Source organism: Nocardia sp. NPDC101769, assembly GCF_044766925.1.
Classification (GTDB): Bacteria; Actinomycetota; Actinomycetes; order Mycobacteriales; family Mycobacteriaceae; genus Nocardia.
This window is the reverse complement of sequence record NZ_JBIWMX010000018.1, coordinates 57,708-84,036: the sequence shown is the minus strand read 5'-3', so window position 1 is coordinate 84,036 and position 26,329 is coordinate 57,708. Positions and strand designations below refer to the sequence as shown.

19 protein-coding genes are annotated in these 26,329 nt (G+C 68.2%); 8 read left to right on the top strand and 11 right to left on the bottom strand.

Annotated features, from left to right (window positions below):
- Window positions 1-58: 58 nt before the first annotated feature.
- Window positions 59-3,637, bottom strand: a complete 3,579-nt coding sequence (gene metH / locus ACIRRA_RS26205) for a methionine synthase (RefSeq protein WP_402773069.1) — start codon at window positions 3,635-3,637, stop codon at window positions 59-61.
- A 300-nt stretch (window positions 3,638-3,937) separates the two neighbouring features.
- Here metH and ACIRRA_RS26200 point away from each other — a divergent pair, with 300 nt between their 5' ends.
- The gene (locus ACIRRA_RS26200) at window positions 3,938-4,831 is read left to right on the top strand and encodes a PAC2 family protein (RefSeq protein WP_402773066.1); all 894 of its coding nucleotides are present in this window, start codon (window positions 3,938-3,940) and stop codon (window positions 4,829-4,831) included.
- Between the two features lie 69 nt (window positions 4,832-4,900).
- Here the strand turns inward: ACIRRA_RS26200 and ACIRRA_RS26195 are convergent, their stop codons facing one another.
- Entirely contained in the window at window positions 4,901-5,206 is a 306-nt protein-coding gene (locus tag ACIRRA_RS26195) for a hypothetical protein (protein ID WP_356996562.1), read from the bottom strand.
- Window positions 5,207-5,451: 245 nt separating this feature from the next.
- Here ACIRRA_RS26195 and ACIRRA_RS26190 point away from each other — a divergent pair, with 245 nt between their 5' ends.
- Together ACIRRA_RS26190 and ACIRRA_RS26185 are read left to right on the top strand one after the other, a co-directional pair.
- A complete protein-coding gene (locus tag ACIRRA_RS26190) occupies window positions 5,452-6,591 on the top strand; it encodes an XRE family transcriptional regulator (RefSeq protein WP_402773063.1) in 1,140 nt (379 codons plus the stop codon).
- A 61-nt stretch (window positions 6,592-6,652) separates the two neighbouring features.
- Window positions 6,653-7,453, top strand: a complete 801-nt coding sequence (locus ACIRRA_RS26185) for a DUF2127 domain-containing protein (RefSeq protein ID WP_402773060.1) — start codon at window positions 6,653-6,655, stop codon at window positions 7,451-7,453.
- A 363-nt stretch (window positions 7,454-7,816) separates the two neighbouring features.
- Here the strand turns inward: ACIRRA_RS26185 and ACIRRA_RS26180 are convergent, their stop codons facing one another.
- The gene (locus ACIRRA_RS26180) at window positions 7,817-9,892 is read right to left on the bottom strand and encodes an alkyl/aryl-sulfatase (protein WP_402773057.1); all 2,076 of its coding nucleotides are present in this window, start codon (window positions 9,890-9,892) and stop codon (window positions 7,817-7,819) included.
- A 205-nt stretch (window positions 9,893-10,097) separates the two neighbouring features.
- Between ACIRRA_RS26180 and ACIRRA_RS26175 the strand changes: the two genes are divergently transcribed.
- Window positions 10,098-10,691: a TetR/AcrR family transcriptional regulator gene (locus ACIRRA_RS26175; protein WP_402773054.1), complete on the top strand. Its 594-nt coding sequence runs from the start codon at window positions 10,098-10,100 to the stop codon at window positions 10,689-10,691.
- Between the two features lie 441 nt (window positions 10,692-11,132).
- Here the strand turns inward: ACIRRA_RS26175 and ACIRRA_RS26170 are convergent, their stop codons facing one another.
- The 8 genes from ACIRRA_RS26170 to ACIRRA_RS26135 all read right to left on the bottom strand — a co-directional run bounded on the left by ACIRRA_RS26170 (window position 11,133) and on the right by ACIRRA_RS26135 (window position 17,904).
- Window positions 11,133-11,915: a cyclase family protein gene (locus ACIRRA_RS26170; RefSeq protein WP_402773051.1), complete on the bottom strand. Its 783-nt coding sequence runs from the start codon at window positions 11,913-11,915 to the stop codon at window positions 11,133-11,135.
- Window positions 11,916-12,066: 151 nt separating this feature from the next.
- Window positions 12,067-12,831, bottom strand: a complete 765-nt coding sequence (locus tag ACIRRA_RS26165) for a slipin family protein (protein WP_402773048.1) — start codon at window positions 12,829-12,831, stop codon at window positions 12,067-12,069.
- Window positions 12,828-13,385, bottom strand: a complete 558-nt coding sequence (locus ACIRRA_RS26160; RefSeq protein ID WP_402773045.1) for a hypothetical protein — start codon at window positions 13,383-13,385, stop codon at window positions 12,828-12,830. Before ACIRRA_RS26160 ends, ACIRRA_RS26165 begins: the two co-directional genes overlap by 4 nt.
- Window positions 13,385-15,613 (bottom strand): nitric-oxide reductase large subunit, encoded by a 2,229-nt coding sequence (locus ACIRRA_RS26155; RefSeq protein ID WP_402773345.1) that lies wholly within the window; start codon window positions 15,611-15,613, stop codon window positions 13,385-13,387. Before ACIRRA_RS26155 ends, ACIRRA_RS26160 begins: the two co-directional genes overlap by 1 nt.
- 363 nt (window positions 15,614-15,976) lie before the next feature.
- The gene (locus tag ACIRRA_RS26150) at window positions 15,977-16,165 is read right to left on the bottom strand and encodes a hypothetical protein (protein WP_402773042.1); all 189 of its coding nucleotides are present in this window, start codon (window positions 16,163-16,165) and stop codon (window positions 15,977-15,979) included.
- Window positions 16,162-16,533 (bottom strand): DUF202 domain-containing protein, encoded by a 372-nt coding sequence (locus ACIRRA_RS26145; protein ID WP_402773039.1) that lies wholly within the window; start codon window positions 16,531-16,533, stop codon window positions 16,162-16,164. The genes ACIRRA_RS26150 and ACIRRA_RS26145 overlap by 4 nt, the downstream gene beginning before the upstream one ends.
- A complete protein-coding gene (locus ACIRRA_RS26140) occupies window positions 16,530-16,898 on the bottom strand; it encodes a YidH family protein (protein WP_402773342.1) in 369 nt (122 codons plus the stop codon). Before ACIRRA_RS26140 ends, ACIRRA_RS26145 begins: the two co-directional genes overlap by 4 nt.
- A gap of 43 nt (window positions 16,899-16,941) precedes the next feature.
- Window positions 16,942-17,904, bottom strand: coding sequence for a response regulator (locus ACIRRA_RS26135; RefSeq protein ID WP_402773036.1), 963 nt, complete (start codon window positions 17,902-17,904; stop codon window positions 16,942-16,944).
- Between ACIRRA_RS26135 and ACIRRA_RS26130 the strand changes: the two genes are divergently transcribed.
- From ACIRRA_RS26130 to ACIRRA_RS26115, 4 genes are all read left to right on the top strand, one after another.
- Window positions 17,897-18,307: a heme-binding protein gene (locus ACIRRA_RS26130; RefSeq protein ID WP_402773033.1), complete on the top strand. Its 411-nt coding sequence runs from the start codon at window positions 17,897-17,899 to the stop codon at window positions 18,305-18,307. The genes ACIRRA_RS26135 and ACIRRA_RS26130 overlap by 8 nt on opposite strands.
- 125 nt (window positions 18,308-18,432) lie before the next feature.
- Entirely contained in the window at window positions 18,433-20,310 is a 1,878-nt protein-coding gene (locus tag ACIRRA_RS26125) for a TIGR02677 family protein (protein WP_402773339.1), read from the top strand.
- Window positions 20,310-21,749, top strand: a complete 1,440-nt coding sequence (locus ACIRRA_RS26120) for a TIGR02678 family protein (protein ID WP_402773030.1) — start codon at window positions 20,310-20,312, stop codon at window positions 21,747-21,749. Before ACIRRA_RS26125 ends, ACIRRA_RS26120 begins: the two co-directional genes overlap by 1 nt.
- Window positions 21,749-26,269 carry an SbcC/MukB-like Walker B domain-containing protein gene (locus ACIRRA_RS26115; protein WP_402773027.1) on the top strand — a complete coding sequence of 1,507 codons (4,521 nt, stop codon included), beginning with the start codon at window positions 21,749-21,751 and terminating at the stop codon, window positions 26,267-26,269. Before ACIRRA_RS26120 ends, ACIRRA_RS26115 begins: the two co-directional genes overlap by 1 nt.
- Window positions 26,270-26,329 lie beyond the last annotated feature (60 nt).

The following is a 26,329-nucleotide window of genomic DNA, read 5'->3' as shown; positions in this document are numbered from 1 at the left end:
GCTTTCGCGCCGAGCACCCCTGCAACTCTGCGCGAAGCCCGGAAATCTGGTGAAAATATTAGGCGTTGAAGTACTTGGCTTCCGGGTGCAGCAGCACGAACGCGTCCGTGGACTGCTCCGGATGCAGTTGCAACTCCTCCGACAGCATCACTCCGATCCGGCCGGCGTCCAGCAGCTCCACGAGTTTGGCCCGATCCTCCAGATCCGGGCAGGCACCATAGCCGAACGAGTACCGTGCGCCACGGTATCCGAGTTTGAAGTAGTCCAACACATCGGCGGGATCCTCGTCGGCGACCGAATGCCCTTCCAGGGTGAGCTCTTCCCGAATCCGGCGGTGCCAAAACTCGGCGAGTGCCTCGGTGAGTTGCACGCCGATGCCGTGCACCTCGAGATAGTCGCGGTAATTGTCGCCCGCGAACAGCACATTCGCGAAGTCGGCAATGGGCTTACCCATGGTGACCAGCTGGAACGGCAGCACATCCACCTGCCCGGTCTGCTTCGCGTACTCGCGCGAGCGAATGAAATCGGCAACGCAGAGGAACCGGTCGCGTTGCTGACGCGGGAATGTGAACCGGAAGCGTTCCGGCGCATCGGGATTCGGTTCGGTGAGAACAATCACATCGTCGCCCTCGGAGACGGCCGGGAAATAGCCGTATACCACCGCGGCGTGCTGCAGCACACCCTCGGCGGTCAGCCGGTCCAGCCAGTACCGCAGGCGCGGACGGCCTTCGGTCTCCACCAGCTCCTCGTAGGAGGGCCCCTCGCCGCCGCGCTGGCCGCGCAGGCCCCACTGGCCCAGGAACAGTGCCCGCTCGTCGAGCAGGCTCGAGTACTCGTTGACCGACAGGCCCTTCACGATGCGCGAACCCCAGAACGGCGGCGTCGGCACCGGCAGCTCCGCGGCCACGTCCGAACGCTCCGGCACCTCGACCGGCACCTCGGCGGCCTTGCGCTCCCGCGCGATCCGCTGGGACCGCTCGTGGCGGGCCTTGCGCTCGGCGGCCTTCTCACGGGCGGCGATGGCCTCCGGAGAATCCGGGTCGGCCGCGCCGCCGCGCTTGACGGTCATGATCTCGTCCATGAGTCGCAGGCCCTCGAAGGCGTCACGCGCATAATGCACCTCGCCGTCGTACACCGCGGTGAGATCGTTCTCCACGTACGCCCGGGTCAGTGCCGCGCCGCCCAGGAGCACCGGGAACTGCTCCGCGACACCGCGGCTGTTGAGCTCCTCGAGGTTCTCCTTCATGACCACGGTGGACTTCACCAGCAGCCCGGACATGCCGATGACATCGGCCTTCTTGTCCACAGCGGCATCCAGGATCGTCGAAATCGGTTGCTTGATACCGAGATTCACGACCTCGTAGCCATTGTTGGACAGGATGATGTCCACCAGATTCTTGCCGATGTCGTGCACGTCACCCTTGACGGTGGCCAGCACGATACGGCCCTTGCCGGAATCGTCGGTGGCCTCCATGTGCGGTTCCAGGTAGGCGACCGCGGTCTTCATGGTCTCGGCCGACTGCAGCACGAACGGCAGCTGCATCTGGCCCGAACCGAACAGCTCGCCAACGGTTTTCATGCCCGCCAGTAGCGTCTCGTTGATGATCTGCAGCGGCGGCACCTCGGTCATGGCGGCATCCAGATCGGCGTCCATGCCGGCCTTCTCGCCGTCCACGATGCGCCGCTCGAGCCGCTCGAACAGCGGCAGCGCCGCCAGTTCCTCGGCCCGCGACGCCTTCGACGAGGCCGCCGACACGCCCTCGAACAGCGCCATGAGCTTCTGCAGCGGGTCGTAATCCTCGGTGCGGCGGTCGTAGACCAGATCCAGCGCCGTCTGCCGCTGCTCCTCCGGAATCCGCGACATGGGCAGGATCTTCGAGGCGTGCACGATGGCCGAATCCAGGCCCGCCTCGACGCATTCGTTCATGAACACCGAGTTGACCACCTGCCGCGCGGCCGCGTTCAGGCCGAACGAGATGTTCGAAAGACCCAGCGTGGTCTGCACATTCGGGTGCCGCTTCTTGAGTTCGCGGATGGCCTCGATGGTTTCGACGCCGTCACGCCGCGACTCCTCCTGGCCGGTGCCCAGGGTGAAGGTCAGTGTGTCGATGATGATGTCGGACTCGTCGAGCCCCCAGTTGCCGGTGATGTCGGCGATGAGCCGCTCGGCGATCTCCACCTTCTTCTCGGCGGTGCGCGCCTGGCCCTCCTCGTCGATGGTCAGCGCCACCACGGCCGCACCGTGTTCGGCGACCAGCGCCATGGTCTGCTGGAACCGCGAATCCGGCCCCGCGCCGTCCTCGTAGTTCACCGAGTTGATGGCACAGCGCCCGCCCAGGTGTTCCAAACCGGCCTTCAGCACCGGGGTTTCGGTGGAGTCCAGCATGATCGGCAGGGTGGACGCGGTCGCCAGTCGGGAGGCCAGCTCGGTCATGTCGGCGGCGCCGTCGCGACCCACGTAGTCCACGCACAGGTCCAGCATGTGCGCGCCGTCGCGGGTCTGGTCCTTGGCGATGTCCAGGCACTTCTGCCAGTCGCCGGCCAGCATGGCGTCCCGGAAAGCCTTGGAGCCGTTGGCATTCGTGCGCTCACCGATCATCAGGACCGAGGCGTCCTGCTCGAACGGCACCGAGCTGTAGATCGACGAGACGCTCGGCTCGTGCACCGGATCCCGCTTGGCCTGCTGCACCTCGCGCACCGCCTCGGCCACCTGCCGGATGTGCTCGGGCGTGGTGCCACAGCAGCCGCCGACCAGCGACAACCCGAACTCGGACACGAACTGGCTCAGCGCGACCGCCAGCTCCTCCGGCGTGAGCGGGTACTCCGCGCCGTGCGCGCCGAGGATCGGCAGACCGGCGTTCGGCATGACCGACACCGGCAGCTGCGCGTGCTTGGACAGATGCCGCAGATGCTCGCTCATCTCGTCCGGACCGGTGGCGCAGTTGAGGCCGATCACGTCGATGCCGAGCTTCTCCAGCGCGGTCAGCGCCGCACCGATCTCGGAGCCGACCAGCATGGTGCCGGTCGTCTCCATCGTCACGTGCGTGATGATCGGGATCCGGCGCCCGGCCCGGTCCATGGCCCGGTGACTACCGGTGACCGCGGCCTTGACCTGCAGCAGGTCCTGGCAGGTCTCGATGAGGATGGCGTCGGCGCCGCCGTCGAGCATGCCGAGCGCGGCCTCGCTGTAGGCGTCGCGCAGGGCGGCGTAGGGCGCGTGGCCCAGGGTCGGCAGCTTGGTGCCCGGGCCCATGGAACCCAGCACGTACCGGGGAGTCCCGTCCGCGGACGGTCCCATCTCGTCGGCCACCTCCCGGGCGAGGCGGGTGCCGCGGTCGGACAGGTCGCGAATGCGGTCGGCGATGTCGTAATCGGCCAGGTTGGGCAGGTTGCACCCGAAGGTATTGGTCTCGACGGCGTCGGCGCCGGCCTCGAAGTAGGCCCGGTGGATGTGGCGCAGCACGTCGGGGCGGGTGTCGTTGAGGATTTCGTTGCATCCCTCGAGGCCACGGAAATCGTCGAGAGTGAGATCCGCGGCCTGCAGCATCGTGCCCATCGCACCGTCCCCGATCACGACACGCTGTCTGAGCGTGTCCAAGAGGGTGGTGTCGAATTCGGCGCGGCTGCGTACAGACATGTACTCAAGAGTAGTGGGAGACGCCGACAAGCTGAATTCGACTGCCTCCGCTCCGCTCCGGCGGGTTCGCGGACAGGCGCGCGGAGGCGGAGCCGGGGCGGCCTCGTTCTTCCCTCCTCCGCTCCTCCGCTTCGCTCCCCCCGCTCCGAGGCGGAGGTCTATCGAGCCGCAGTCCGGAACGAGCGCTCCGCCTCCCCGCGCTCGGGCCGCGAACCATGGGTGAACCACGGCGAATCGCGGCGGGCTGCACGAATGCGCGTCGCATGCACACCAGGTCTGCCCACACCGTAGGCTGACCGGGTGAACGCCAGTGAATCCCCGGTGCCACCCGAATCGGACCTGCCTACGCTGCGGGATCCGGTGCTCGTGGCCGCCTTCGAAGGCTGGAACGATGCGGCCGATGCCGCCAGTGGCGCGGTCGAGCATCTGGAACTGATCTGGGACGCGCAGCCGCTGGCCGAGCTCGACTCCGAGGACTATTACGACTATCAGGTGAACCGGCCGACGGTCCGGCAGGTGGACGGGGTGACCCGCGAGATCCAGTGGCCCGCGGCCATGCTGTCGGTCTGCTCGCCCCCGGGCAGCGATCGGGACGTCGTGCTCCTGCGTGGCGTCGAACCGAATATGCGCTGGCGCAGTTTCTGCAAAGACATCCTCGAATTCGTCGAGCAGCTCGGCGTGTCCACGGTGGTGATCCTGGGCGCGCTGCTGGCCGACACCCCGCACACCCGGCCGGTTCCGGTCACCGGGACCGCTTACAACAAGGAAGCCGCGGAACGCTTCAACCTGGAACAGACCCGCTACGAGGGACCGACCGGTATTACCGGAGTGCTGCAGGACGCGTGCGTGCGCGCGGGCGTCCCGGCCATCTCCTTCTGGGCGGCGGTGCCGCACTACGTCTCCCAGCCGCCCAACCCCAAGGCCATCATCGCCCTGCTGCACCGGGTCGAGGACGTCCTCGATGTCGAGGTGCCGCTCGGCGGTCTGCCCGAGCAGGCCGAGGAGTGGGAGGGCGCGGTCAACGAGATGACCGCCGGTGACGAGGAGATCGCCGAGTACGTGCGCTCGCTCGAGGAGCGCGGCGATGCCGAGGTCGACATCAACGACGCCATGGGCAAGATCGACGGCGACGCCATCGCGGCCGAGTTCGAGAAGTACCTGCGCCGCCGCGGACGAGGCGGCTTCGGTCTCTGATACCGGGCTCCGGTACCGAAACCATTGCAGCACCTGCGTTTCGGCGCAGGTGCTGCCATCTTTCGACGGCTAGTGCTCTACGGCCCAGATCTTGACGGAGGCCTCGTGGGCCAGCTTCGCGATCAGGATGTCGCGCGGAATGGTTTGCCCCGCAAGGTGATCGAGCGACGGCACCACCACGTGGTGGGCATCGGCACGCTTGAGTTCGGCCGTCAGCTCCGCGAACGCGGTGCCGTCGCCGGGGGTCGATTCATGGAACGTGGCGGCGAAGCAGAGGCCGGCGGATCGGGCGAGCCCGCACATGGCGTTCTCCAGCTCTTCGCTGCGGCCATCGGCCAGATCGTCACGCACGTACCCATAGATCAACGCTTCCACCCGAACCTCCGTTGGATTGGGGACCGCTGTCATGAATGTGCCCTGTTGAACAGTTTGGCGTGATCACGAATGCAATTGCAGATGTCAACCCACTGACATCGAGATGCCCTATCCGGGTCCATCTGTCGTTAACTGGTGAGATACTACAGAGCGTGTCCGCCGCTGACGATCGACCTGTCTGGGCTGTCCGAATGCGTGCCGAACGTGATGCTCGGGGGTGGTCTCAAGCCGATGCGGTCCGTGCCATGCGCGGCAAATCGAGCCGCAATCTGCCAACGGACAGCACACTTCTGCGCAATTGGCGGCGCTGGGAGTCCGGGGAATCGCGGCCGGACGATTTCTACGCACCGATCATCGCGGCGGCTTTCGACACGGTGACGCCGGCCTTCTTTCCCAGGGCCCGGCCCAATCGGGACGACGAGATGCTCTCGGCCACAGGGATGGACACACTGGAATTCATTGGGCGGCTACGTATGTCCGATGTGTCCGCCTCTACGCTCGACGCGATTCGCATCACCGCCGATCGGCTGTGTTCGGAGTACCCGTCCGCCGATCCCCACGAGTTGCACGCCGAGGGCACGGCGTGGCTGCGGCGGATCACTTCGCTACTGGACGGTCGCTTGACTCTCGCGCAGCATCGGGAGGTACTGGTGCTGGCCGGATGGGTTGCCCTCCTGGTCGGTTGCGCCGATTACGATCTCGGCTGGCGCACCGCCGCCGAGGCGACCCGCCGGGCCGCGCTCGCCCTCGGCCAGGAGGCCGAGCACGCCGAAATCATCGGCTGGGGAGCCGAAATGGCCGCCTGGTTCGCGCTCACCCAGGCCAACTACCGGGGCGCCATCGACACCGCCGAGGCCGCGCGCGCCACCACCGACCGCCTGGGCGTCGGCGTCCAGCTGGCGGCACAGCGGGCCAAGGCGTGGGCGCGGCTGGGCGATCGGCGCGAGGCGGAAAGGGCGCTCGCCCAGGGCCGTTCGATTCTGGACACCATCGAGCATCCGTCCAATCTGGACAATCACTTCGTGGTCGATCCGCAGAAGTTCGACTTCTACGCCATGGACTGCTGCCGGGTAGCCGGGGACGATCGGCTCGCGGAAAACTATGCCCGGCAGGTGATCCTGACCTCCACCCGCCCCGACGGCAGCATCCGCAAACCCATGCGGGTCGCCGAGGCGCACCTCACGCTGGCGGTGGTCGCCATCCGCGATCGCAATCTGGAGCTCGCCCTCGACGAGGGCGCGCGGGCCTTCGCCGGCAAACGCCGCTCGCTGCCCTCGCTCATGTGGATCGCGGGTGAGACGGCACGGGAGATGATCGAGCGCTTCCCCGGCGATCCGCGCACCCGGACCTATCTGGATCAGCTGCGCGCACTCGCCGCGGGCTGACACATCCGTCGCAGCACGCTCGGACGCCCTCGGCGCGCGCCGACCGGTTACGCTCACGCGCATGGACTTCAGTCTGTGGACCTGCGCTGCCCGAGGGCACGAGACCTACGCCCCCACCGAGCCCGAGCTCGCGGCACGCCTCCACGTCGCCACCCCGGCGGGTGAATCCTGGCGCTGCCTGCGCTGCGGGGATTTCGTGCCGGGGGAGCCGCGCCGCACCGGCCCCGCCGACGACGCGCCCGAGGTGCCACGCGGCCGACTGCTGCGCGACCGCCTCATCATGCGGCTGCTGGCCGCCGAGCGCGTCATCCGCGGCATCGTGTTCATTCTGCTGGGCGCGGGCGTGCTGAAGCTGCGCGGTTCCCGCGAGCACTGGAAGTCCAACTGGGACAAGGATCTTCCGCTGATCCGGCAGCTGGCCGACCAGATCGGTTTCAACCCGGACCATTCCAAGATCATCCGGGGCATCGACAAGGCCTTCACGCTCTCGCCGAACGTGCTGATCTGGATCGCGGTCGGCCTGTTCGCCTATGCCACCATCGAACTCATCGAGGCGGTGGGCCTGTGGCTGGTCAAGCGGTGGGGTGAATACTTCGCGGTCATCGCCACCTCCATCTTCCTGCCGCTGGAGATCTACGAGCTCACCGAGAAGGTCACCGTGCTGCGGGCCGGGGCGCTGCTGGTGAATGTCGCCGCGGTGATCTGGCTGCTGTGGAGCAAGCGGCTGTTCGGACTGAACGGCGGGGCCGCCAAGTATCACGCGGAGCATCACTCCGAGAGCCTCATGACCGTCGAACGCGCGGCCGTCGCAGCGCAATCCGAGCAGCGCACCGAACGCATCGTCATCCAGCGCGCACAGTGACCGCGGGCGGCTCGGTCACTCGGGCACGCCGAGACCGTGGTCCAGTGTGGGCCAGGATTTGATCTGTTCGTCGCGGAAGACCGCCCGGGCATCGCGGTCGCCGAATCCGTCAGCAGCGCACCGGTTTCGGTGACCGGATCGGCGGGCGCGGCCCGTCGGCCACCGGTGCGGCGAGGGACGCGACGGCCTGCTACCCGACGATCGCGGCGTTCCACAGCCGATGCTGCACGGGTTCCTCTCGAGATCGATCGAGGTCGACTCTGCCACAACCCGCACGCTGTAACCCGCACATCTATTCATGGATGTCGCGGCGTGACGCCCTGGTAACTCCCGTCACGCCGTGACATTCCACCGCGCGGATTATTACGGGGTGACGATGTTGAAGTTCGGGTCGGGCTTGTCCATGACGTCCTTCAACTGCTTCAGCTTGCCCGGGTCGCCGCTGACCTTGATCGCGCCGGCCTGGACCTCCTTCACGATGTCCTTGGTTCCGGTCATGATGGCGATCAGCTCGAGCCGGGACAGGGTGAAGGTGGCGTCCGGGGCCGGGCCCTTGAAATCGGCGGGAATCACGTAGTGGATGAGCACGCCGTTGCGTAGCTCGGTGCGGTAGGTCCGGTTCTGGTCGGTAATGATCCAGTCGTTGACCAGGTGCAGGTCCCATGCCTTGGGGCCATTGATCAGGAACGCCGCGGAGTCGAAGACCTGGTCCACGCTCAGGGCGCTGATCATGCTGGCGGAGTTGGCCTTGGTCGGGGTGCCGAAGGTGCCGTTGCGCAGCTCGTAGGCGCCGGAGAGGAAGAAATTGCGCCAGGTGGCGTTCTCCGAGCCGTAGCCGAGCTGCTCGAAAGCGCTGGCCTGCAGCATCTTCGCCTTCTCATTGTCCGGGTCGGCGAAGATCAGGTAGTTGAGAACCTGGACGCACCACCGGTAGTCACCGTCGGAGTAGGCCTTGCGCGCCACCTTCAACGCCCCGCTCGCACCACCCATGGCGTCCACGTGCCGCTTGCCGGACTCGACCGGCGGGTGCTCCCACAGGTGCGCCGGGTTGCCGTCGAACCAACCCATGTAGCGCTGGTAGATGGCCTTCACGTCGTGACTGACCGAACCATAGTAGCCGTGGTTGTACCACTTGCCCTCGATGGCCGGCGGCATCTGGATCATCTCGGCGATCTCGATGCCGGTGTAGCCCTGGTTCAGCATGCGCAGGGTCTGGTCGTGTAGGTAGGCGTAGGTATCCCGTTGCAGCGACAGCCATTCGGTGACCTTGTCCGCTTCCCACATGGGCCAGTGGTGCGAGGCGAAGGCGACGTCGTACTTGTCGGAGAACATGGTGATGGTCTCGGTCAGGTACTGCGACCACACGTGCGCGTCGCGAACCAGCGCGCCGCGCAGGGTGAGCAGGTTGTGCAGGGTGTGGGTGGCGTTCTCCGCCATGCACATCGCACGGAAGTCGGGGAAGTAGAAGTTCATCTCCGACGGCGCCTCGGTGCCCGGGGTGATCTGGAAGACGACCTTGATCCCGTCGATGGTCTCTTCCTGGCCGGTGTGGGTGACGTCCTTGTTCGGCGGGATGAGGCTCACCGTGCCGACCGAGGTGGTCATGCCCAGGCCCGCGCCGACCTGCCCCTTCGCACCACGCGGCAGCGCCGCGCCGTACATGTAGGCCGAGCGGCGGGCCATGGCGGTGCCGGCGAAGACGTTCTCCTCGACCGCGTGCTCCATGAAGCCCTGCGGCGCGATCACCGGAATCCGGCCCGAGGCAGCGTCTTCCAGGCTGATGACACCCAGGGCGCCGCCGAAGTGGTCGACATGGGAGTGGGTGTAGATCATGCCGGTGACCGGCTTCCGGCCGCGGTGCGCGAAGTACAGATCCATGCCCGCCTCGGCGGTCTCGGTCGAGATCAGCGGGTCGATGACGAGGATGCCGGTCCTGCCCTCGATGATCGTCATGTTCGACAGGTCGAGACCGCGGATCTGGTAGATGCCCGGAACCACTTCGTAGAGGCCCTGTTTCACCACCAGCTGAGACTGCCGCCACAGCGAGGGGTGCACCGAGTTGGGACAGGCGCCCTGGATGAATCCGTAGGAATCGTTGTCCCACACCACTTTTCCATCGGCATCCTTCACCACGTCCGGCTCGAGCCCGGCGATGAAACCCTTGTCGGCGTCGGTGAAGTCCTGCTTGTCGGAGAAGGGCAATGAGGATTGCGCCTGATGCTGCTGGTCGACGATGTGGCCGCTCGGATCGACCGGATCCTTGCCGGTCTGCTCGGCAGCGGAAGCGTTGTCGCCGTTGCTGTCACACCCGGCGACGGCGGCTCCGACACCGGCGGCCACCAGTGCGGCCGCGCCCACCCCGAACACCCCTCGCCGCGACACCGTGAAGCCGCCCGGCTTGCGATCGTCGCCGTTGTTGGTGAGGTCCGCGTCGGTCATCAGCGCTCTCCTGTCTCCATGCGGTCGATGTGCCGGACAGAACGAGTAGCCGATCATTCGCTGCGATTCTGCCGCGTTCGCCACAGTACATCACTATTGCAGTGCTGCTGCAATATGATGGCTGCGTGACACCACCCATGACCCCGCGAACCCTCCGCCGGACCTGCGTGCACACGCTCCGGCCGGATGTGATCGGATTCTCGTCATGAGCGAGGGCAAAGGCGACGGCCCACGGCGGCGGCGCAACCCCGAACAGACCCGCAGGGCGATCATCGACGGCCTGCTGTCGGCGGTCCACGACGGCGAGTTCGACCCCACCACCCGCAGCATCGCCGAGCGCGCCGGGGTGTCCGAACGCAGTATCTTCGTGCACTTCCCAACCCGGACAGCGCTGATCACCGCGGCGGTGGATCAGCAGTCCGAGCAGGTCGAGGCGCTGCTGGCCGAGATCGACCCGGAACTGCCACTGGCCCAGCGCATCGAGGCGGTGGTGCGCCAGAGCGAATCCATCTTCACGCTGCAGCGCGAGCCCCGGGTGCTCGGGCTCATCGAATCCCTGCGCACCCCGGCGGTGGACACCCGGATGCGGTTGACCGACAAGCGGATTCGGGACGCGCTCACCCGCGCCTTCGCACCGGAACTGGACGACGCCGAGGGCGAGCAGCTGCTCGATCTCGTCGACGCCACCGTGGGCTGGCCGTACCGCCACCACCTGATGGACCGGCGCGGCCTGTCCAAACGCGCTGCCTCCGATGCCGTCGGCCGCGCGCTCACCGCCATGCTCACTCTCGAACGCTGACCGACCGCCGCGCGTCCATCGCTGCCGCCGGAAGGCGAGCACAATTTCTTGGAAGAGCATCCTTTTCGACATCGTTGGGTATCCACTGCCACCGGTGTTCTGGTCGAGGACGCCAGGATGCCAATGCGCCGCGGAATCCATTTGGCCGCCAGCGTTTATCGCCCTGAAGCGGGACCACCGATTCCCGTGATCGCTACCGCGATACCGTATAGCAAGGATCATTTCGACCAAACCGTTCTTCAGGGCTGCCCCTGCAGGCTCCGTTCCCGGAGGCGGCGGCTCTATTTCGGACATGTCGAATTCTGCGATCGCATCCCGTTCGAGGCGCCGGACCCGACCGGAACACCATCGGACTTTCACGCATTTTGCTCATGAGCGCTGTAGGGTCTTTTCATGGCCTCTGAGGGTCGTATCAACTTGCGGCTCGCAGGTTCCCGGTCCTCAGCCCGCGTCCTCGTCGAGGATCGCCACCGCGCGCGTCCACCCGGCCGAGGCGCGGTGGATCTTCACCGGGAAGCACGCCACCTGGAAGCCATGAGCGGGAAGTGCTTCCAGGTTGTGCAGCTTCTCGATGTGGCAGTAGCCGATCTCCCGCCCCGCACGGTGCCCTTCCCAGATGATGTCGGGATCATGGTCGACGGCATAGCGGCGCGCGGTGTACAGAAACGGCACATCCCAGCTCCATGCGTCGGTACCGGTCATCCGTACGCCTTGGCGCAGCAGATGCAGAGTCGCCTCGCGGCCCATGCCGCACCCTTTGATCGCGTAGTCGTCTTGACCGTAGCGGCTGCCCGCACTGGTATTGACCAATACGATGTCCAGCGATTGCAGCGTGTGGCCGATCCTGTCGAGTTCGTTGTCCACGTCCTCGGGAGTGACGACGTAGCCGTCGTCAAAGTGCCGGAAATCGAGCTTGATGCCACGCCCGAAACACCACTCGAGCGGAACTTCATCGATAGTGATGGCCCGCTTGCCGCCATCCATCGTCGACGCATAGTGATACGGAGCGTCGACATGGGTGCCGTTGTGGGTGTTGACCCGGACCCGCTCGATCGCCCACCCCTCTCGATCGGGCAGGTCGTCGACCTGCGCGCCAGGAAAGAACGCCAGCATGTCCTCGCGGGTCTGTCGATGGTCCAGATAGTCGATCTCGGGTAGATAACCGGGCGGATCCGATGCGATGCCCGCTTGCAACGAGACGGACAGGTCAATGATTCGGCGCATCAGCACTCCTCAGCGACTGTGAACACGACCTCGTACTTCCCTCGAACGTCGATTGCTCCCACACTGGGCCTCCGTCGTCGTCGATCCCGTGCCACCGACGCATGATCGAGCTCCCTCGAGCGACCGGTGGATCGGGACAGTCTGGTTGCGTCTATTCGAGTGTCCCGGAACGCAGCACGCGTTTGAGCGGTTCGGCGAGGTCGACGGGCATGGGGAAGACGACCGTGGAACGCCCTTCGGCCCCCAGCTCCCCGAGTGCCTGCAGATAGCGCAGCTGCAGGGCTGCCGGGGTGCCCGCCAGCAGTTGCGCTGCGTCGCGGGTGTTCTCGGCCGCCTGGACCTCACCGAGGGAGTGGATGATGCGGGCGCGGCGTTCACGTTCGGCTTCCGCCTGCCGGGCGATGGCGCGCTGCATGACCTCGGGGATCTCGACGTCCTTGATCTCGACCAGGGCGACCTTCACGCCCCATGGTTCGGTCTGCTCGTCGATGATCTTCTGCAGGTTGGTATTGAGCTGGTCGCGCTCGGACAGCAGGGTGTCGAGGTCCTCGCGGCCGAGCACGGAACGCAGTGTGGTCTGGGCGATCTGGGAGGTGGCGACGGCGTGGTTCTCCACCTCGATGACGCTGCGGACCGGGTCGATGACGCGAAAGTAGGCGACGGCGTTGACTCGGACCGGCACATTGTCGCGGCTGATGGCCTCCTGCGGTGGGATGGTGAGTGTGATGGTGCGCAGGTCGACGCGCACCATCCGATCGATGAGGGGAATCAACGCCACCATGCCGGGACCACGCAGCGGGCGCAGCCGGCCCAGCCGGAACACCACGGCCCGTTCGTATTCGCGCAGAATCCGCAGGCTCGACACCGGGAGCAGCAGGGCGGCGGCCACGGCCGCGGCGACGCCGATCATGATCATCGGGAGTTCCTTTCGGCCACCGGGACTCCGGTGGGGAAGTCGGCGGGTGTGTGGCGGAAGTGGGCGGTCAGTACCCAGGCGGCGCGCACCCAGCCGAGTGTGATCGGCGCCAGCACAATCAGATCCGGCGACCTGGGATGTACGGCCGCGGCGATGATCAGGAACGCGGCGGCCAGCACGATCAGCACCAATGCGATCCCTCGATGGAAACGACCGGCTTCGGAATGCGGCCAGGGGTCGATGGCTTTGGTGATCTCCCGCCCCGCCGCGGAGTCGGTGCAGTCGCGCTTGTCCGGGCAAGCGTTGCACACCGACGGACGTGCCCGATAGCGGATCAGGCGGGCCTGGTCGTCGATGCTGTGCGGCCACAACGGCTCATGCGCCGGGCACATCCAGTAGTCGTGCTCGGGGAGATACCGGAATCCGGCGTTGCGGTGCCGATCGGAGCGTCGATGGATCTGCCGCGCCAGCAGATCCAGGCCGAATGCGGTGGCGATGAGCAGCACCGCGTATCCGCCCATCAGCAGTGTCTCGACCGCCGGGTGCACCACCATCACTTGCTCTCGCTGCCGGTCAGCTCTACCAGTTCCTCGGCAGGCACCTCCCGTGCTGCGGCGGCGATCTTCGTGCGCGCCGGCGGTGGCGTTCCGCCCGTGCCGCGGTATTTCACGGCCAGCCACATGATCCACGCCAGCGGCGCGATACCGCCGACGATGAACACGATGTCGCCCGGCATGCGCAGCCATTCCAGCACCGAATTCGCGTGGCTTTGAATGTAGTTCAGCTCGCGCGCCTCGTAGTATCCGCTGTCGACGGCCTTGTAGAGCTGCAGGATTCCGATCGGCAGCAGGGTGGCGAACACCATCCACGCCAGCCCGACGTTCAGCGACCAGAACGAGATTTTCGCCAGCCTGTCCGGCCATTTATCGGCCGGGATCATATAGCGCACGCAGAACAGCGCGAACGCGCAGGCGAGCATGCCGTAGACGCCCATCATCGCCGCGTGCGAGTGGTTGGCGGTGAGCGCGGTGCCGATCTCGTAATAGGACACGATCGGCAGGTTGATCAGGAACCCGAAGATGCCCGCGCCCAAGAAGTTCCAGAATCCGACCGCGACCAGGAACATGACCGCCCACCGGTGCGGGAACTGCGTGGCCGACCGCGACTCCTGCTTCGACCCCAGTTTCAGGAAGCTCCATGCCTCCACGGTGAGGAAGGTCAGCGGGACCACCTCCAGCGCGGAGAACACCGCACCGAGTGCCATGTGCTCGACCGGAGTTCCGTTGAAGTACAGGTGATGCATGGTGCCGATCACCCCGCCCGCGGAGTACAGGATGATGTCGAGATAGATGACGATCATGCCTACCCGCTCACGCACCACCCCGAGCAGGACGAACATGTAGGCGACCATGACGGTGGTGAACAGTTCCAGGAAGTCCTCCACCCATAGATGCACCACCCAGAACCGCCAGAACTCGGTGTGGGTGAAGTTGTCGCCCGGCCGCGCCAGCAGCCCGACCGCGTAGACCACGGGTATGGCGAGCGCGGCGAGGAAGAACAGCCACGGCATATTGCCCTTGTGCTCGTCGGCCAGTCGCCCGCGCAACCCGCGCCACAGGATCCCCACCCAGATGGCCAGCCCGGCCACCAGCAGGATCTGCCAGACGCGGGCCAGGTCGAGGAAGGTGAATTGCTGTGCGGCGAAGAAGTTGCCGTACGACACCTTGCCGTGGATGCTGAGCGCCTCACAGATCAGGCTTCCGAACACCACCACCGCCACCGCCCCGAGCAGGATGTACGACAACCGGCCCTGCCCGCGCGGCTCGCGCCGGGCTATCAAGGGCGCCAGGAAGATTCCCGCGGCGAGGAACGCCGCCACCACCCAGAACAGCGCCAGCTGCAGATGCCAGGTGCGAGTCAGGTTGTAGGGCAGGATCTTCGCCAGATCGAGGCCGAAGAAACTGGTGACATCCGCGCGATAGTGTTCGGTGGCCGCGCCGAGCAGGCTCTGCGCGCCGAACAGGATCACCATGATCGCGAAATACCACCGGGTGGATCGCTGTCCGGGCGTCAGCGCCACATCGCCGGGCGCACGGAACGACAAGGTGGCCGCCTCACGGCCCTTCCAGCCGAGCCGGCCACCCCAGCGGCCGAACGCGGCGAACAGTACACCGATGCCGCCCAGCAGCGCGATGAGCGAAATGACGCTCCACACCACCACATTCGCGGTAGGGCTATTGCCGACCCGAGGTTCGGCCGGCCAAGAATTGGTGTAGGAGTAGTCGTGACCCGGCCGATGCGCCGCCGACATCCACGCCGTCCACGAGAAGAACGCGGTCAGATCCTGGATCTGCGCCCGATCGGTGAGCACCTCCGGCCGCAGCCCCAGCCCGGCTCCGGTGCGGCCGAACACGTCGGCGTAGTGGTCGACGAGATGCTGGAACGCCTGCGCCTGCTCAGCGCTGTAAACCAGCACGCCGGTCTTCTCGTCGTAGCGATTGGCCTGGAAATCGGCGAGCACTCGCGCATGCGCCCGATCGTCGTTCCCCAACTCCTCCAGCGCGAAATCCGCCGACCGGCGCAGATAGTCGGCGGTGTAATCCGGTCCCAGCCACGCCCCGTGCCCGAGTATCGACCCGTACTGCATGAGACCCGCCGCCAGGAAAATCTTCTGGCCGTGCTTGACATCGTCTGCGGTGAACAGCGTCTGCCCGGTCGGCGACTGCACGCGTTCGGGAATCGGGGCCGAACCGGAATAGGTGCGGTATGCCAGCAGTCCCATCACGAAGAACCCGAATACCGCGACCAGCACACACGCCTGGATCCATCCCTTGCCGACAAGCAATTGTCGTTTCGTCCCGCTGCTCACCCTCGATCCTCCATTCGATGAGAACTCGCTGATCGCAGAACCTCGCGCCACGGGCACCCGTCGATCATGGAGGTATCGCCGCACTACATACGGCAACTTTTCAGCGTGTCGCATAAACAGGCGATTTGCCCGGTATTGCCACGCGGGTGACGCGGCCTCGGAGCCCGATCTTCGGCCGCCCGGTCCGCATCACGGCGTCGATAGGGCAAACCTCCGGCGATCTTCAGCTCGATGGTTCGCCGAGGCGCCCACGCCGCGAATCCGGGGGCAGGAGCCCTACAGGAAGCTGTCGGAGTCGTCCCAGATCACAGTCCCCTTGTCGTCCTTGACGATTCCGGGTTCCAGTTTGGCGATCGAGCCGCGGTCGGCGTCCTGTTCGTCGGCGATGTTGTCGAACGGCAGCTCTTTCAGGGCACGCTGGTTCTGCTCGATGATGAACTTGCTCGGTTCGGTGACCGCACTCACTGTCCGCCTCCTGTGACTGCCGGGATCTCCGACGTCGATGGGGTCGAAAAGGCTTGCCTCTTACCCGGATCGGTGAGACCGATGACGAGCGCCACCCCGCACACCACCAGCACCGCCACCGTCGCGATGACGATCACCCGCGACCCGTGCGCCCAGTGTCCGTGGTGCAGCGAGTTGTTGCGCAGGAAGCTGAGCCCCGCGACGAACATGAGTCCGACCGCCGCCAGCGCGGGCGCGATGGCCGCCGGATGCCAGCCGCTGGTCGCCGCGTGATTGACGAACAGCACCGCAGTCCCCATCGCGGCGATCGCGGTGCGCCGCCAGGCAAGCGCGGTGCGCTCGGCGGGATAGGTGGGCGGCGCGGTCACCGCCACACCGTCGCGATCGCCGCGAAGATGGAGACGATCGCGATGCCGCCCGCGAGAATCGGGACGAGCATCGTGTTCCCCAGCCGCTCGCCGCGCACCATCCGGTCCTGGACATCGCGCCAGTGCGTGTACGCGCCGGCGGCCAGCACGACCGCGAGCACGATGCAGCTGAGCGAGAGCAGCCGCCGCACTCCGGCGTGATGGAACGGCTGCACCAGCGTGTGCACCGCGACGCCGGCGGCCAGCAGGCCGAGCGCGGTGCGGATCCACGCGAGAAACGTCCGTTCGTTCGCCAGGGTGAACCGGTAGTCGAGCTCCGGGTATTCCGTGTCGCCGCTGTCCTGGGGTTGGTTCTCCACTGTCACCACCTGTCCGGTGTCGCGGTCGCGGTCCGAGTACAGCAAATGATCAGTAAGGGCTGATCATTCCATGAAATCGGCGACGGGGTTCGATACTCGGCATGGGACGGGTCCGGCGAGTGACGTATGCCCCGCAGTCCGACCGGCGGGGCCGCGCCCGGGCGATTTCCCGATTCCCCAGCCCCCGCGACAGCTGACCGAGAATATCCAGCTCCCGGGCCGTCAACGCGGGCTGCGGGTTTCGCATGCGGTTGAGCACCCGGTCGGCGATGGGCGGGGACAGTGCCGTCCGTCCCTGCGCGGCCGCGTGAATCGCCGCGAACAGCTCCTCGGGGCGTTCGGCCTCGAGCAGGTAGCCCGTGGCGCCGGCGGCGATCGCGCGGGTGATGTCGGCGTCGGTGTCGTAGGTGGTGAGCACCTGCACGTGCGGGGTCGCACCACCGCCCGCGGTGATGCGACGGGTGGCCTCGATGCCGTCCATGTCGCCGCCGAGCTGGAGGTCCATGAGCACGACGTCCGGCTGGAGACGCTCGGCGAGGGCGACGACCTCCGGGCCGCTGCCCGCTTCGCCGACGACGTCGATGCCTGGTGTGCTGCCCAGCAGCGCGCGCAGTCGGGCGCGGACGACCACGTGATCGTCGCAGATCACGAGGCGGACAGGGGTTTCGGCTTCGGTCACGACCGCTCCAGGGGGACTTCGGCGGAGACGACCGTGCCGTCTCCGGGCGCCGTTTCGACGGTGAGGGTGCCCCAGCTGGCGCAGCCGGGCGCGCATGGCAGGCAGGCCGTGACCGCGGTCGGCGGCGCCGGCAGTCTCGGCGGGGTCGAAACCCTGTCCGTCGTCGGCGATGTCGAGGACGAGCCGGTCGCCGAGGTCGGTCAGGGTGATGGTGACCGAGGTCGCGGCGGCGTGCTCGCGCGTATTCGCCAACGCCCCCTGCGCGATTCGCAGGACCGCCGCCTCCACGCCCGCGGGCAGTCCCACCGGTGCGCCCTCCATGTGGATGCGCACGCTGAGTGGGTCACCGCTCTCCCGTTCGGCCATCGCCACCGCGCAGGCCGCACTGGATGCCGCGGTGAAGGAGAACCAGCACGTGACGATCGCCGTGGTGGATCGCGACGGCAAGACCGTCGTCACGTTGCGCGGCGACGGCGCCGGGCCGCAGTCCTACTCCTCCGCGCAACAGAAGGCGTTCACTGCGGTCTCCTGGAACGCGCCGACCTCGCAGCTGGCCGAGCGCCTCGACAGTGCACCGCATCTGGCCGATATCCAGGGCACCCTGTTTTTCGCTGGCGGCGCCCCGGTGGTCGCCAAGGGTGGTGCGCCGATCGCGGGCATCGGGGTCGCGGGTGCGCCGAGAGGCGATCAGGACGAGAAGTTCGCGCAGGCGGGCGTGGCCGCGCTCGGCAACTGACCGGCGATCACGAACCCGGAATCGGTTACCGGGGGGCCGGATCGGGCGCGCCGACACTCGACACGATTCCGAGCCGGTCGGGAGGGAGTACTAACCTTCTCCCGGTGACCGAGTCCGCTGACGGATTGCTGCCCGACCCGAGGGGGGTCGGGTCCGAGGAGATTCCGCACGCCGACCGGCTGCGTCTGTTCTCCTTCGCCACCGCCGAGAAACGGGCGGATTACCTGTGGGTGTTGCGGGCCTTCGACACCGCCCGCGCCGCCTACGTGGTGCTGTTGCACGCCTCCGACGTCGCCGACACGCTCGATCGTTGCCCGGGCGCGCCCGCGCTGACGGCCACCGAGGTGGGCCCGCTGCTGGAGCAGCTGCACCAGTGGGGTGTGCTGGAACGCAGCTACGACGGGACCCGGGCGGCAACGCTGGCCGAGTATCGGAACCGGCACTTCGTCTATCAGTTCTCCCAGGCGGGATATCAGGCATATCGGGCGGTTTCGGATGTGCTGGAGGCGCGGCTCGACGAGGCCGCGCTCTCGCGGCTGGTACTGCCCGAGCTGCTGGCCGATCTGCACACCCTCGCCGAGGCCAACAAGAGCGCGGACGCGCCCCGCGTCTACCGGGTGCTGAACCGGCTGGACCGGGCGCTGTCGGACCTGGCCGAGCGGGCGGCGCACTTCTATCTCACGCTCGGTGATCTGGTGCGGACCACCGAGACCACGCCCGAAGCCTTCCTCGCGCACAAGGACGCGCTGCTGGCGCACATGCGCGAATTCTCCATGGACCTGGCACGTTTCGCGCCGCGGCTGGCCACCGCCATTCGCGAGGTGGAGGACACCGGGGTCGAGGATCTCATCGAGCGCGCGGCCCGCTGCGACGAGCGGGTACTGCTGGATACCACTGAGCGCCAAGCGGATTGGCGGGCGCGCTGGCGGGGACTGCGGGGCTGGTTCATCGGTGACGACGAGGGCGGGCTCACCGAGTGCGAGCGCCTGCGCGAGGCCACCATGAGCGCCATCGCGGCCGTGCTGTCGCTGCTGCGGCGGGTGACCGAGACCCGCAAGGGCGGGGTCAGCCGGGAGTCCGCGCTGCGGCATCTGGCCGGGTGGTTCACCGCCGCGCCGACCGCCGACGCCGCCCACGCCCTCTATGACGCGGTATTCGGCCTGGGCCGGCCCCGTCATCTGGCCATGCACCACCCCGACGCCGATGTGATTCCGGCCATCCGATCCTGGTGGGACGCACCACCTCTGGAGATCGCCCGCACTCTGGCCGAGACCGGACGACCACCGACGCCGGGCGCGCCCGCGCGACTCCAGCGCAATGACGCCGGGATCCGCCGGCTGCGACAGGCGCAGCTGGACGCCCAGCGGGCCCGCGCCGAGGCCGCCCGGTCGCTGGCCGCCGCCGACCTCTACGACCGGGAGCTCGACGAGGGCGAGACCGAGGTGCTGCTGAAACTGCTCGACGCCGCGTCCACCGCGTGGGTGCCGGTGAGCGGGCGAGTGCCGGGTACCTCCGGCTCCGATAACGGCGTGACACTCACCGTGTCCGAGCACGAGGGGTCCACGCTCGTCCGTACGTCCAAGGGCGTGCTGCACCTCAACAACCGGCGACTCGAGGTTCGCGAGACCGCTGCCCTGCGTGGTCGCAAATCCCCTGCCGCGCAGTCGAATCGGCCGGACTCCTCGGCTCGGGCCGCTGCCTCGGCCGCAGTGCGCGCTACGAACGAGCCCGCCCCTGCCGAGCCCGGGCCACCCGTCGGCACGCCCGGTTCGACGACTGCGCAGCCAACGCCCTCCGCCATGGCACGATCGACGGCCCCGGCCGCCATGGCACGATCGACGGCCCCGGCCGCCAGGGCACGATCGACGGCCCCGGCCGCCAGGGCCGTCCAGGACAACGAGCCCGGTGCACCGCCCGGAACACCCGGTTCGCCGGCGGCACAACCGGATCCGTCGGTCACGCCGGCGGGCGGAGCTGTCGGCGGCGCCGGGGAGGTGGGCTGATGCACGCGCGAAGTATCGATTCGCTCGCGCTGGACAGTTATCAACGTGCGGCTCGGGTGATCCTGGCCAATCACCTGGTCACCCGCACGTATCCGGATCGCATTGCGCTGCCGCTGCTGCGGCGGTGGGCGACGGAGCTGCGGGAGGATCTGGCCGAGCTGTTCGGGTATCGGCTGGAGGTCACCGAGACCACGGCGCGGATGTTCCCGGTGCTGGATCGCCTCGACGCCGGGCGGCCCGCGCGGACCACCGGTGACCGGCTGTTCGATCGCCGCCGCTACGCCTATCTCGCATTGGCCCTGGCCGCGCTGGGCCGCGCCGGGGATCAGATCACGTTGTCGGAGTTGGCCGATCAGGTGGGCGCCTACACCGAGCGGGTGGAGGGCCTGGATCTCGCGCCGGATCGGGCCGCGGATCGGGATGCGTTCGTGGATGCGGTCGGCTGGCTGGCGGCGCGCGGCGCGGTCACCCTGGCCGACGGCGATGCCGGGGGCTGGGCGAGCGACCCGGAAGCCGGTGAGGCGCTCTACGACATCGACCGATCGGTGGTCTTCGCGCTGTTCCGGCCGCCGCGGGCGCTGCAGCATCTGCAGAGCGTCTCCGGACTGCTCGGCGAGGAGGCGGGCGGATCCGATACCCGTTCCCCCGCAATGGCGTTTGCGGCACGCGAGGTCCGGCGGGCGCTGGTCGAGCGGCCCGTGGTCTACGCCGACGAGCTCGATGAGCCGCAACGCTCGCTGCTGGCGCAGGAGAAGCTGGTCGCCGAGGTCGAGTCCCTCACCGGGCTGCGGGCCGAGCGGCGCGCGGAAGGCGTTGCGTTGATCGACAGTTCGGGGCGGCTGTCGGATGTGCGGTTCCCGGGCACGGGCACGCTCGCGCAGGTGGCGCTGCTGCTGGCGGGTGAGATCGCGGATCTGGTGCTGGATATCGACAATCCGGTCGAACGCCGGCCGCGTCCGGATCGTCCGCTGCTGGATCTGGTGGAGCAGCTCGACACCGCCATTCCGTCGAATTCCGTGTTCGCACCGCTCGCGGATCCGATGGATGTCCTCGGGCCGCAGGAGGATTCGGACGTGGAAGCGGCCGAGCCCGAGATCCCCGACTTCCCGTTTCTCGAGTCGTCGTGGATCCGCGACACCGTGCAGATGCTGACCGACAGGTACGGCAATACCTTCGCCGCCCAGTGGCAGGCCGATGTGCCGGGCCTGACCGCGGAGGCGGTCTCGCTGCTGGAACGGCTGCGGCTGGTGGAGCTGGTCGACGGCGGCCTGCTCATCCTGCCCGCGCTGGCCCGGTACCGGGGCGCGATCGTCACGATCCGCACCCGCGCGGAAACCGAATTGTTCATCTCCCCCACACAACTCGGCGCGAATGCCGTGCCTGCGGACAGCTCGATCGCGCCCGCGGAAAGCTCGACAGAGAAGGGATCCGGGAACTGATGGCCGACCACATTCACGGTGGAGTGCGCTTCGTCCCCACCCGGGCGGGCATCATCAACCTGTGGGACTACCGCGACCAGGAGTTCTGCTTCGCCGACGGGCGGCTGGTGCTGCGCGGGCCCAACGGTTCGGGTAAGACCAAGGCCCTGGAGGTGCTGTTCCCGTTCGTGCTGGACGGGCGGATCGAACCGCGGCGGCTCAATCCGTTCGCGGGTGAAGAACGCACGATGAAGTCGAACCTGCTGTACCGCAAGCAGGAATCGGCCTACTCGTACGTGTGGATGGAGTTCGCGCGCGGCAGCTGGACCGAGCCGGAGACGGTGACCATCGGCATCGGCATGCGCGCCACCCGTTCCAACGACAAGGTGACCCGCTGGTATTTCGTCGCCGACGGCCGGCTGGGCGTGGACTTCTCGCTACTGGGCCCCGACGACCGGCCGCTGACCCGCAAGCAACTGGCCGAACAGATCGGCTCCGACGCCATCGTGGACCGGCCGGTCGAGTACCGGACGGCCATCGACGCCCGCATGTTCGGGCTCGGGCAGCAGCGCTACGACCAGCTCATCAATCTGATCCTGACGCTGCGCCGCCCGCAGCTGGCCAAGAACCTGGACCCGCGCGGCCTCTCGCAGGCGCTCACCGATGGTCTGCGCCCCCTGGACGAGCAGCTGATCCTGGACGCCGCCCGCTCCTTCAGCGATATGGAGGAGGTTGGACGCACCCTCGAGGGCCTGGTCCAGGCCGACACCGCGACCCGCGATTTCGTCAGCGTCTACCGCAAATACCTTGCCGTGCAGGCGAAGACGGATATCGATCAGGTGCGGGTGCGCCTGGACGCGGTCACCCACTCCAGCACCGCCCTGCACGCGGCCGCCGCCCTGCGCAAGCGCCGCGACACCGAGCGCGCGGCCGCCGAGACTCGCGCCGAGGACGCCGACCGCGCCTACGAGCAGGCGCTCGCCGACCGTGAAACCCTGCAGCGTTCCAGCGCTTACGAGGGCAAACAGCAGCTCGACGATCTCGCCGACGCCGTCCGCCGGCTGGAAACCTCCGCCGCCGTGCACAGCGACAAGGCACTCAAGTCCCGTCAGACCGTGGACCAGCGGCTCGAGGAATCCGAACGCGCCCGGGCCGCCGTCGCCAACGCCGCCTCCGCGCTGTCCCGCGGCGAGGACGAACTCCGTGCCGCCGCAGAGGAAGCCGGCATCGGCTGGTCGGCCCTGCCCGAATCGGCCCGCGCCGACCACCTCACCACCACCGTCCGCTCCCACGCCGAGGAGCGCGACGCCGACGTCCGCGCCGTCCGCCGCGCCCTCACCCTGGTCGACCAGGCCGTGACCGAACGCACCCGCGCCGAACGCGCCGGACAGCGCGCGGCGGAGCTGCGCGAATCCGCCGCCGCCGAACTGGCCGAGGCGGAGGCCGCCGTGACCCTGGCGCGGTCGAATACCGCTGTGTCCCTGCGTGACTGGTGGGACTCGCACCGCGACGTGTACGCGCCGATTCGCAACGGCCTCTTCGAGGCGCTCGACGGCGCCTTCGGGCAGGTCGGCACCGAGCACGCCCCGCGCCCCGGCAGCGGCGACAAGAAGGCGGCGATGGGGACAGGGTCTCGCACCGGCGGCGAATCGGCGGCCCAGGACGGAACCGGCAAGGCGGACGGAAACCGTTCCGCGACTGGACCGGATGGCGGCGGCGCCGTCGAGACGGCCGCGACCGGCCCGGGACCGGCCGACGCGTTCGACGACGGCTCGGTTCCGGCCACACCGGCGGAAGTGCTCGCCGAACGCACCGAGCCGCTGAGCGAGGAGATCCGGGCGCGGCGGCAGGAGGCACGGGCGCGGGCGGCTCGAGCGACCGCACGGGCGGGCGAACTGCGCGCCGAGCAGGAGCGGGTCGCGGCCGAACGCGACGACGCGCCACCGGCTTTCGCGGCACGCACCGATGCGCGGCCGCATCGGACCGGCGCGCCGCTGTGGCGATTGGTGCGTTTCGCCGACGGCGTCGGTGCGCACGAGGCAGCTGGGATCGAGGCTGCGCTACAGGCCGCCAACCTGCTCGACGCCTGGGTGTGCGCGGATGCCGACCTGCCGGACCATGCCTCCGACCAGTTCCTGACGCCGCTGCCGCAGCAGTTGCGCCCCACCGGCCGCACGCTGGCCGATGTGCTTGTGGTCGAGGATGATTCGGACACGTTGACCGTACCGCGCCAGATCGTCTCCGGCATTCTCGCGTCCATCGCGCTGCACGAGGTCGCCACCCCGGACACGAATGCCGCGGCGGCCGACACGCCCGGGACCGGCGATGCCGCCGGGTCGGTGACGGCGGACGGCGCGGATGGCAAGGGACGCACCGCCACCGGGGCCGAGGCACAGCCGGTCGGCGTGGACGGGCAGCTCACCATCGCCACCGACGGCCGGTACCGGCAGGGGGTTCAGGTCGGCCGGCACGTCAAGGCCGACGCCGAGTTCATCGGCACCACCGCCCGCGCACGCCGGCGCGAGTTACGGTTGGCCGAGCTGGCCGCTGCCATCGAAACGGCTGTGGGCGAGGCTGATACCGCCGAAGCCGACGAACAGGCCGCCACCGCGGAGCTGGGGCGGATTTCGGCGGCGGCCAAGACGCTGCCGAGGACCACGGCGGTGACCGCCGCGCTGCGGAGCGTCGCCGAGGCGGCGGGCATGTTGCGCTCGCGCTCGGAGGCGGCGGGCCAGGCCGAGCGGGATCTGGATCAGGCGGTAGCGGAATACACCAACGCGGACAAGAAGATTCGGGCCATCGCGGCCGATCATCGCGCGCCGCGCGATCCCGCCGAGTTGGATGCGCTGGCCGCCGCGGTCCGCCATTTCGAGAACGCCGGGACGGCGCTGCTGCGCTTGCGCGGCGATCATCAGCGCGAGCACGAGCGGGCCCGGGAGACCGGGGACCGGCTCGAGGAATCCCAGGACCTGGCCGAGGCCTTCGCGGAGGAGGCCGAGGCAGCGCGCGCCGGGTACGAGGAGCAGCTGCGCAAACTGGAGACGCTGCGTGAGGCGCTCGGCGCGGGCGCCGCGGATATCGATCGTGAGCTGGAAGCGGCCCGGGAGAAGATCGAGGTGGCGCGCGCGGAGCAGAAGACCGCCCGCAAGGCCGCGGCCGAGGCCATCGAGGCCGTGGGCACCGCCGAGGGCGCGCACCGCGCCGCCCACGACACGCTCGGCACCGCCCTCACCGAATTGCTCGCCGACGTCCGCCATCTGGCCCCGTACGCGCACCCGGATCTGCTGAGCCTGCTGGGCGCGCCCACCGACAGCCGCTGGCCCAGCAGCGATGCCGCGTGGTCGACGCCGGAGCAGCTGCTGTACCGGATCGAGAACGGCGATCCGGAGCAGGAGCCCACGGTGCTGCCCGCCGAGGTGTCCGCCCTGTTCGAGAATCTCACCGCCGCAACCGCTTCGGTGCGCGCGGGCGAGGCGACCCGCAAGTCGACCCGCAGCGCGGTCACCACCGCCCTGCAGGAGTTCGACGCCGCGCTGACCGCCGCCCGCCAGGACTATCGCCTGCACTGGGATGCCGCCGATGGCCTCACCGTGGTGCAGGTGCACGACGACCACGGCCTGTCCGCGCTGGCCGATTTCGCCGAGCGCATCGGCGCGGCCCGCCGCGATCAGGAGTTGCTGCTCACCGACGCCGAGCGCCGCATCCTGGAGGACGCGCTGCTGACCGGGCTGGCCCAGCAGATCCACGAACGCACCTGCGACGCCCGCGATCTCATCTCCCGCATGGGCGCGGAGATGAAGCAGCGCCGCATGTCCTCCGGCAACACCATCGGCGTGCACTGGGTGCTGGCCGACAATCTCGCCGAGCCGGCCCGCGCGGTCTGCAAGCTCCTGGACCGCGACTCCGCCGACCTCACCCCCGAGGACCTGTCCACCATCCGCGCCTATTTCGCCGCGGAGATCCGCACCGCGCGCGCCGCCCACCCGGAGCGCTCGTTTCCCGAGATCCTCGCGGCCACCCTCGATTACCGCACCTGGCGCGTCTTCTCCTTCACCATCGTCACCGCCGACGGCACCGAGGACCGCCTCACCGTCGCCCGCCACAGCGCCCTCTCCGGCGGCGAACAGTCGGTGTCCCTGCACCTTCCGCTCTTCGCCGCCGCCCACGTCATGCTCGATTCGGCCGACCCCCAGGCCCCTCGCCTGCTGGCCCTCGACGAGGCCTTCGCCGGCGTCGACGACAACGGCCGCAGCGAACTCCTCGGCCTGTCCGTCCAATTCGACCTCGACCTCTTCATGACCGGCTACGACCTCTGGATCACCTACCCCCACGTCCCCGCCTGCGCCCACTACGATCTGGCCCACTCCGCCGCCGAGAACACCGTCAGCGCAACCCTGCTGGTCTGGGACTCCGACGATCTGCTCGCCGAACACGACGGCACCGACCTCACCACCGCCCTCGGCTCGCCCAACCGCCGCCGCCTTCCCCACGGCCCGGAGGGCGCCATCCCGATGGACGAGGAACTCGAGACGATCAGCTGACCCCGAGCGCCGCGCCGAATCTCCCACCGTCCTCCCGGGTTTCGATCCTTCGCCCACGCA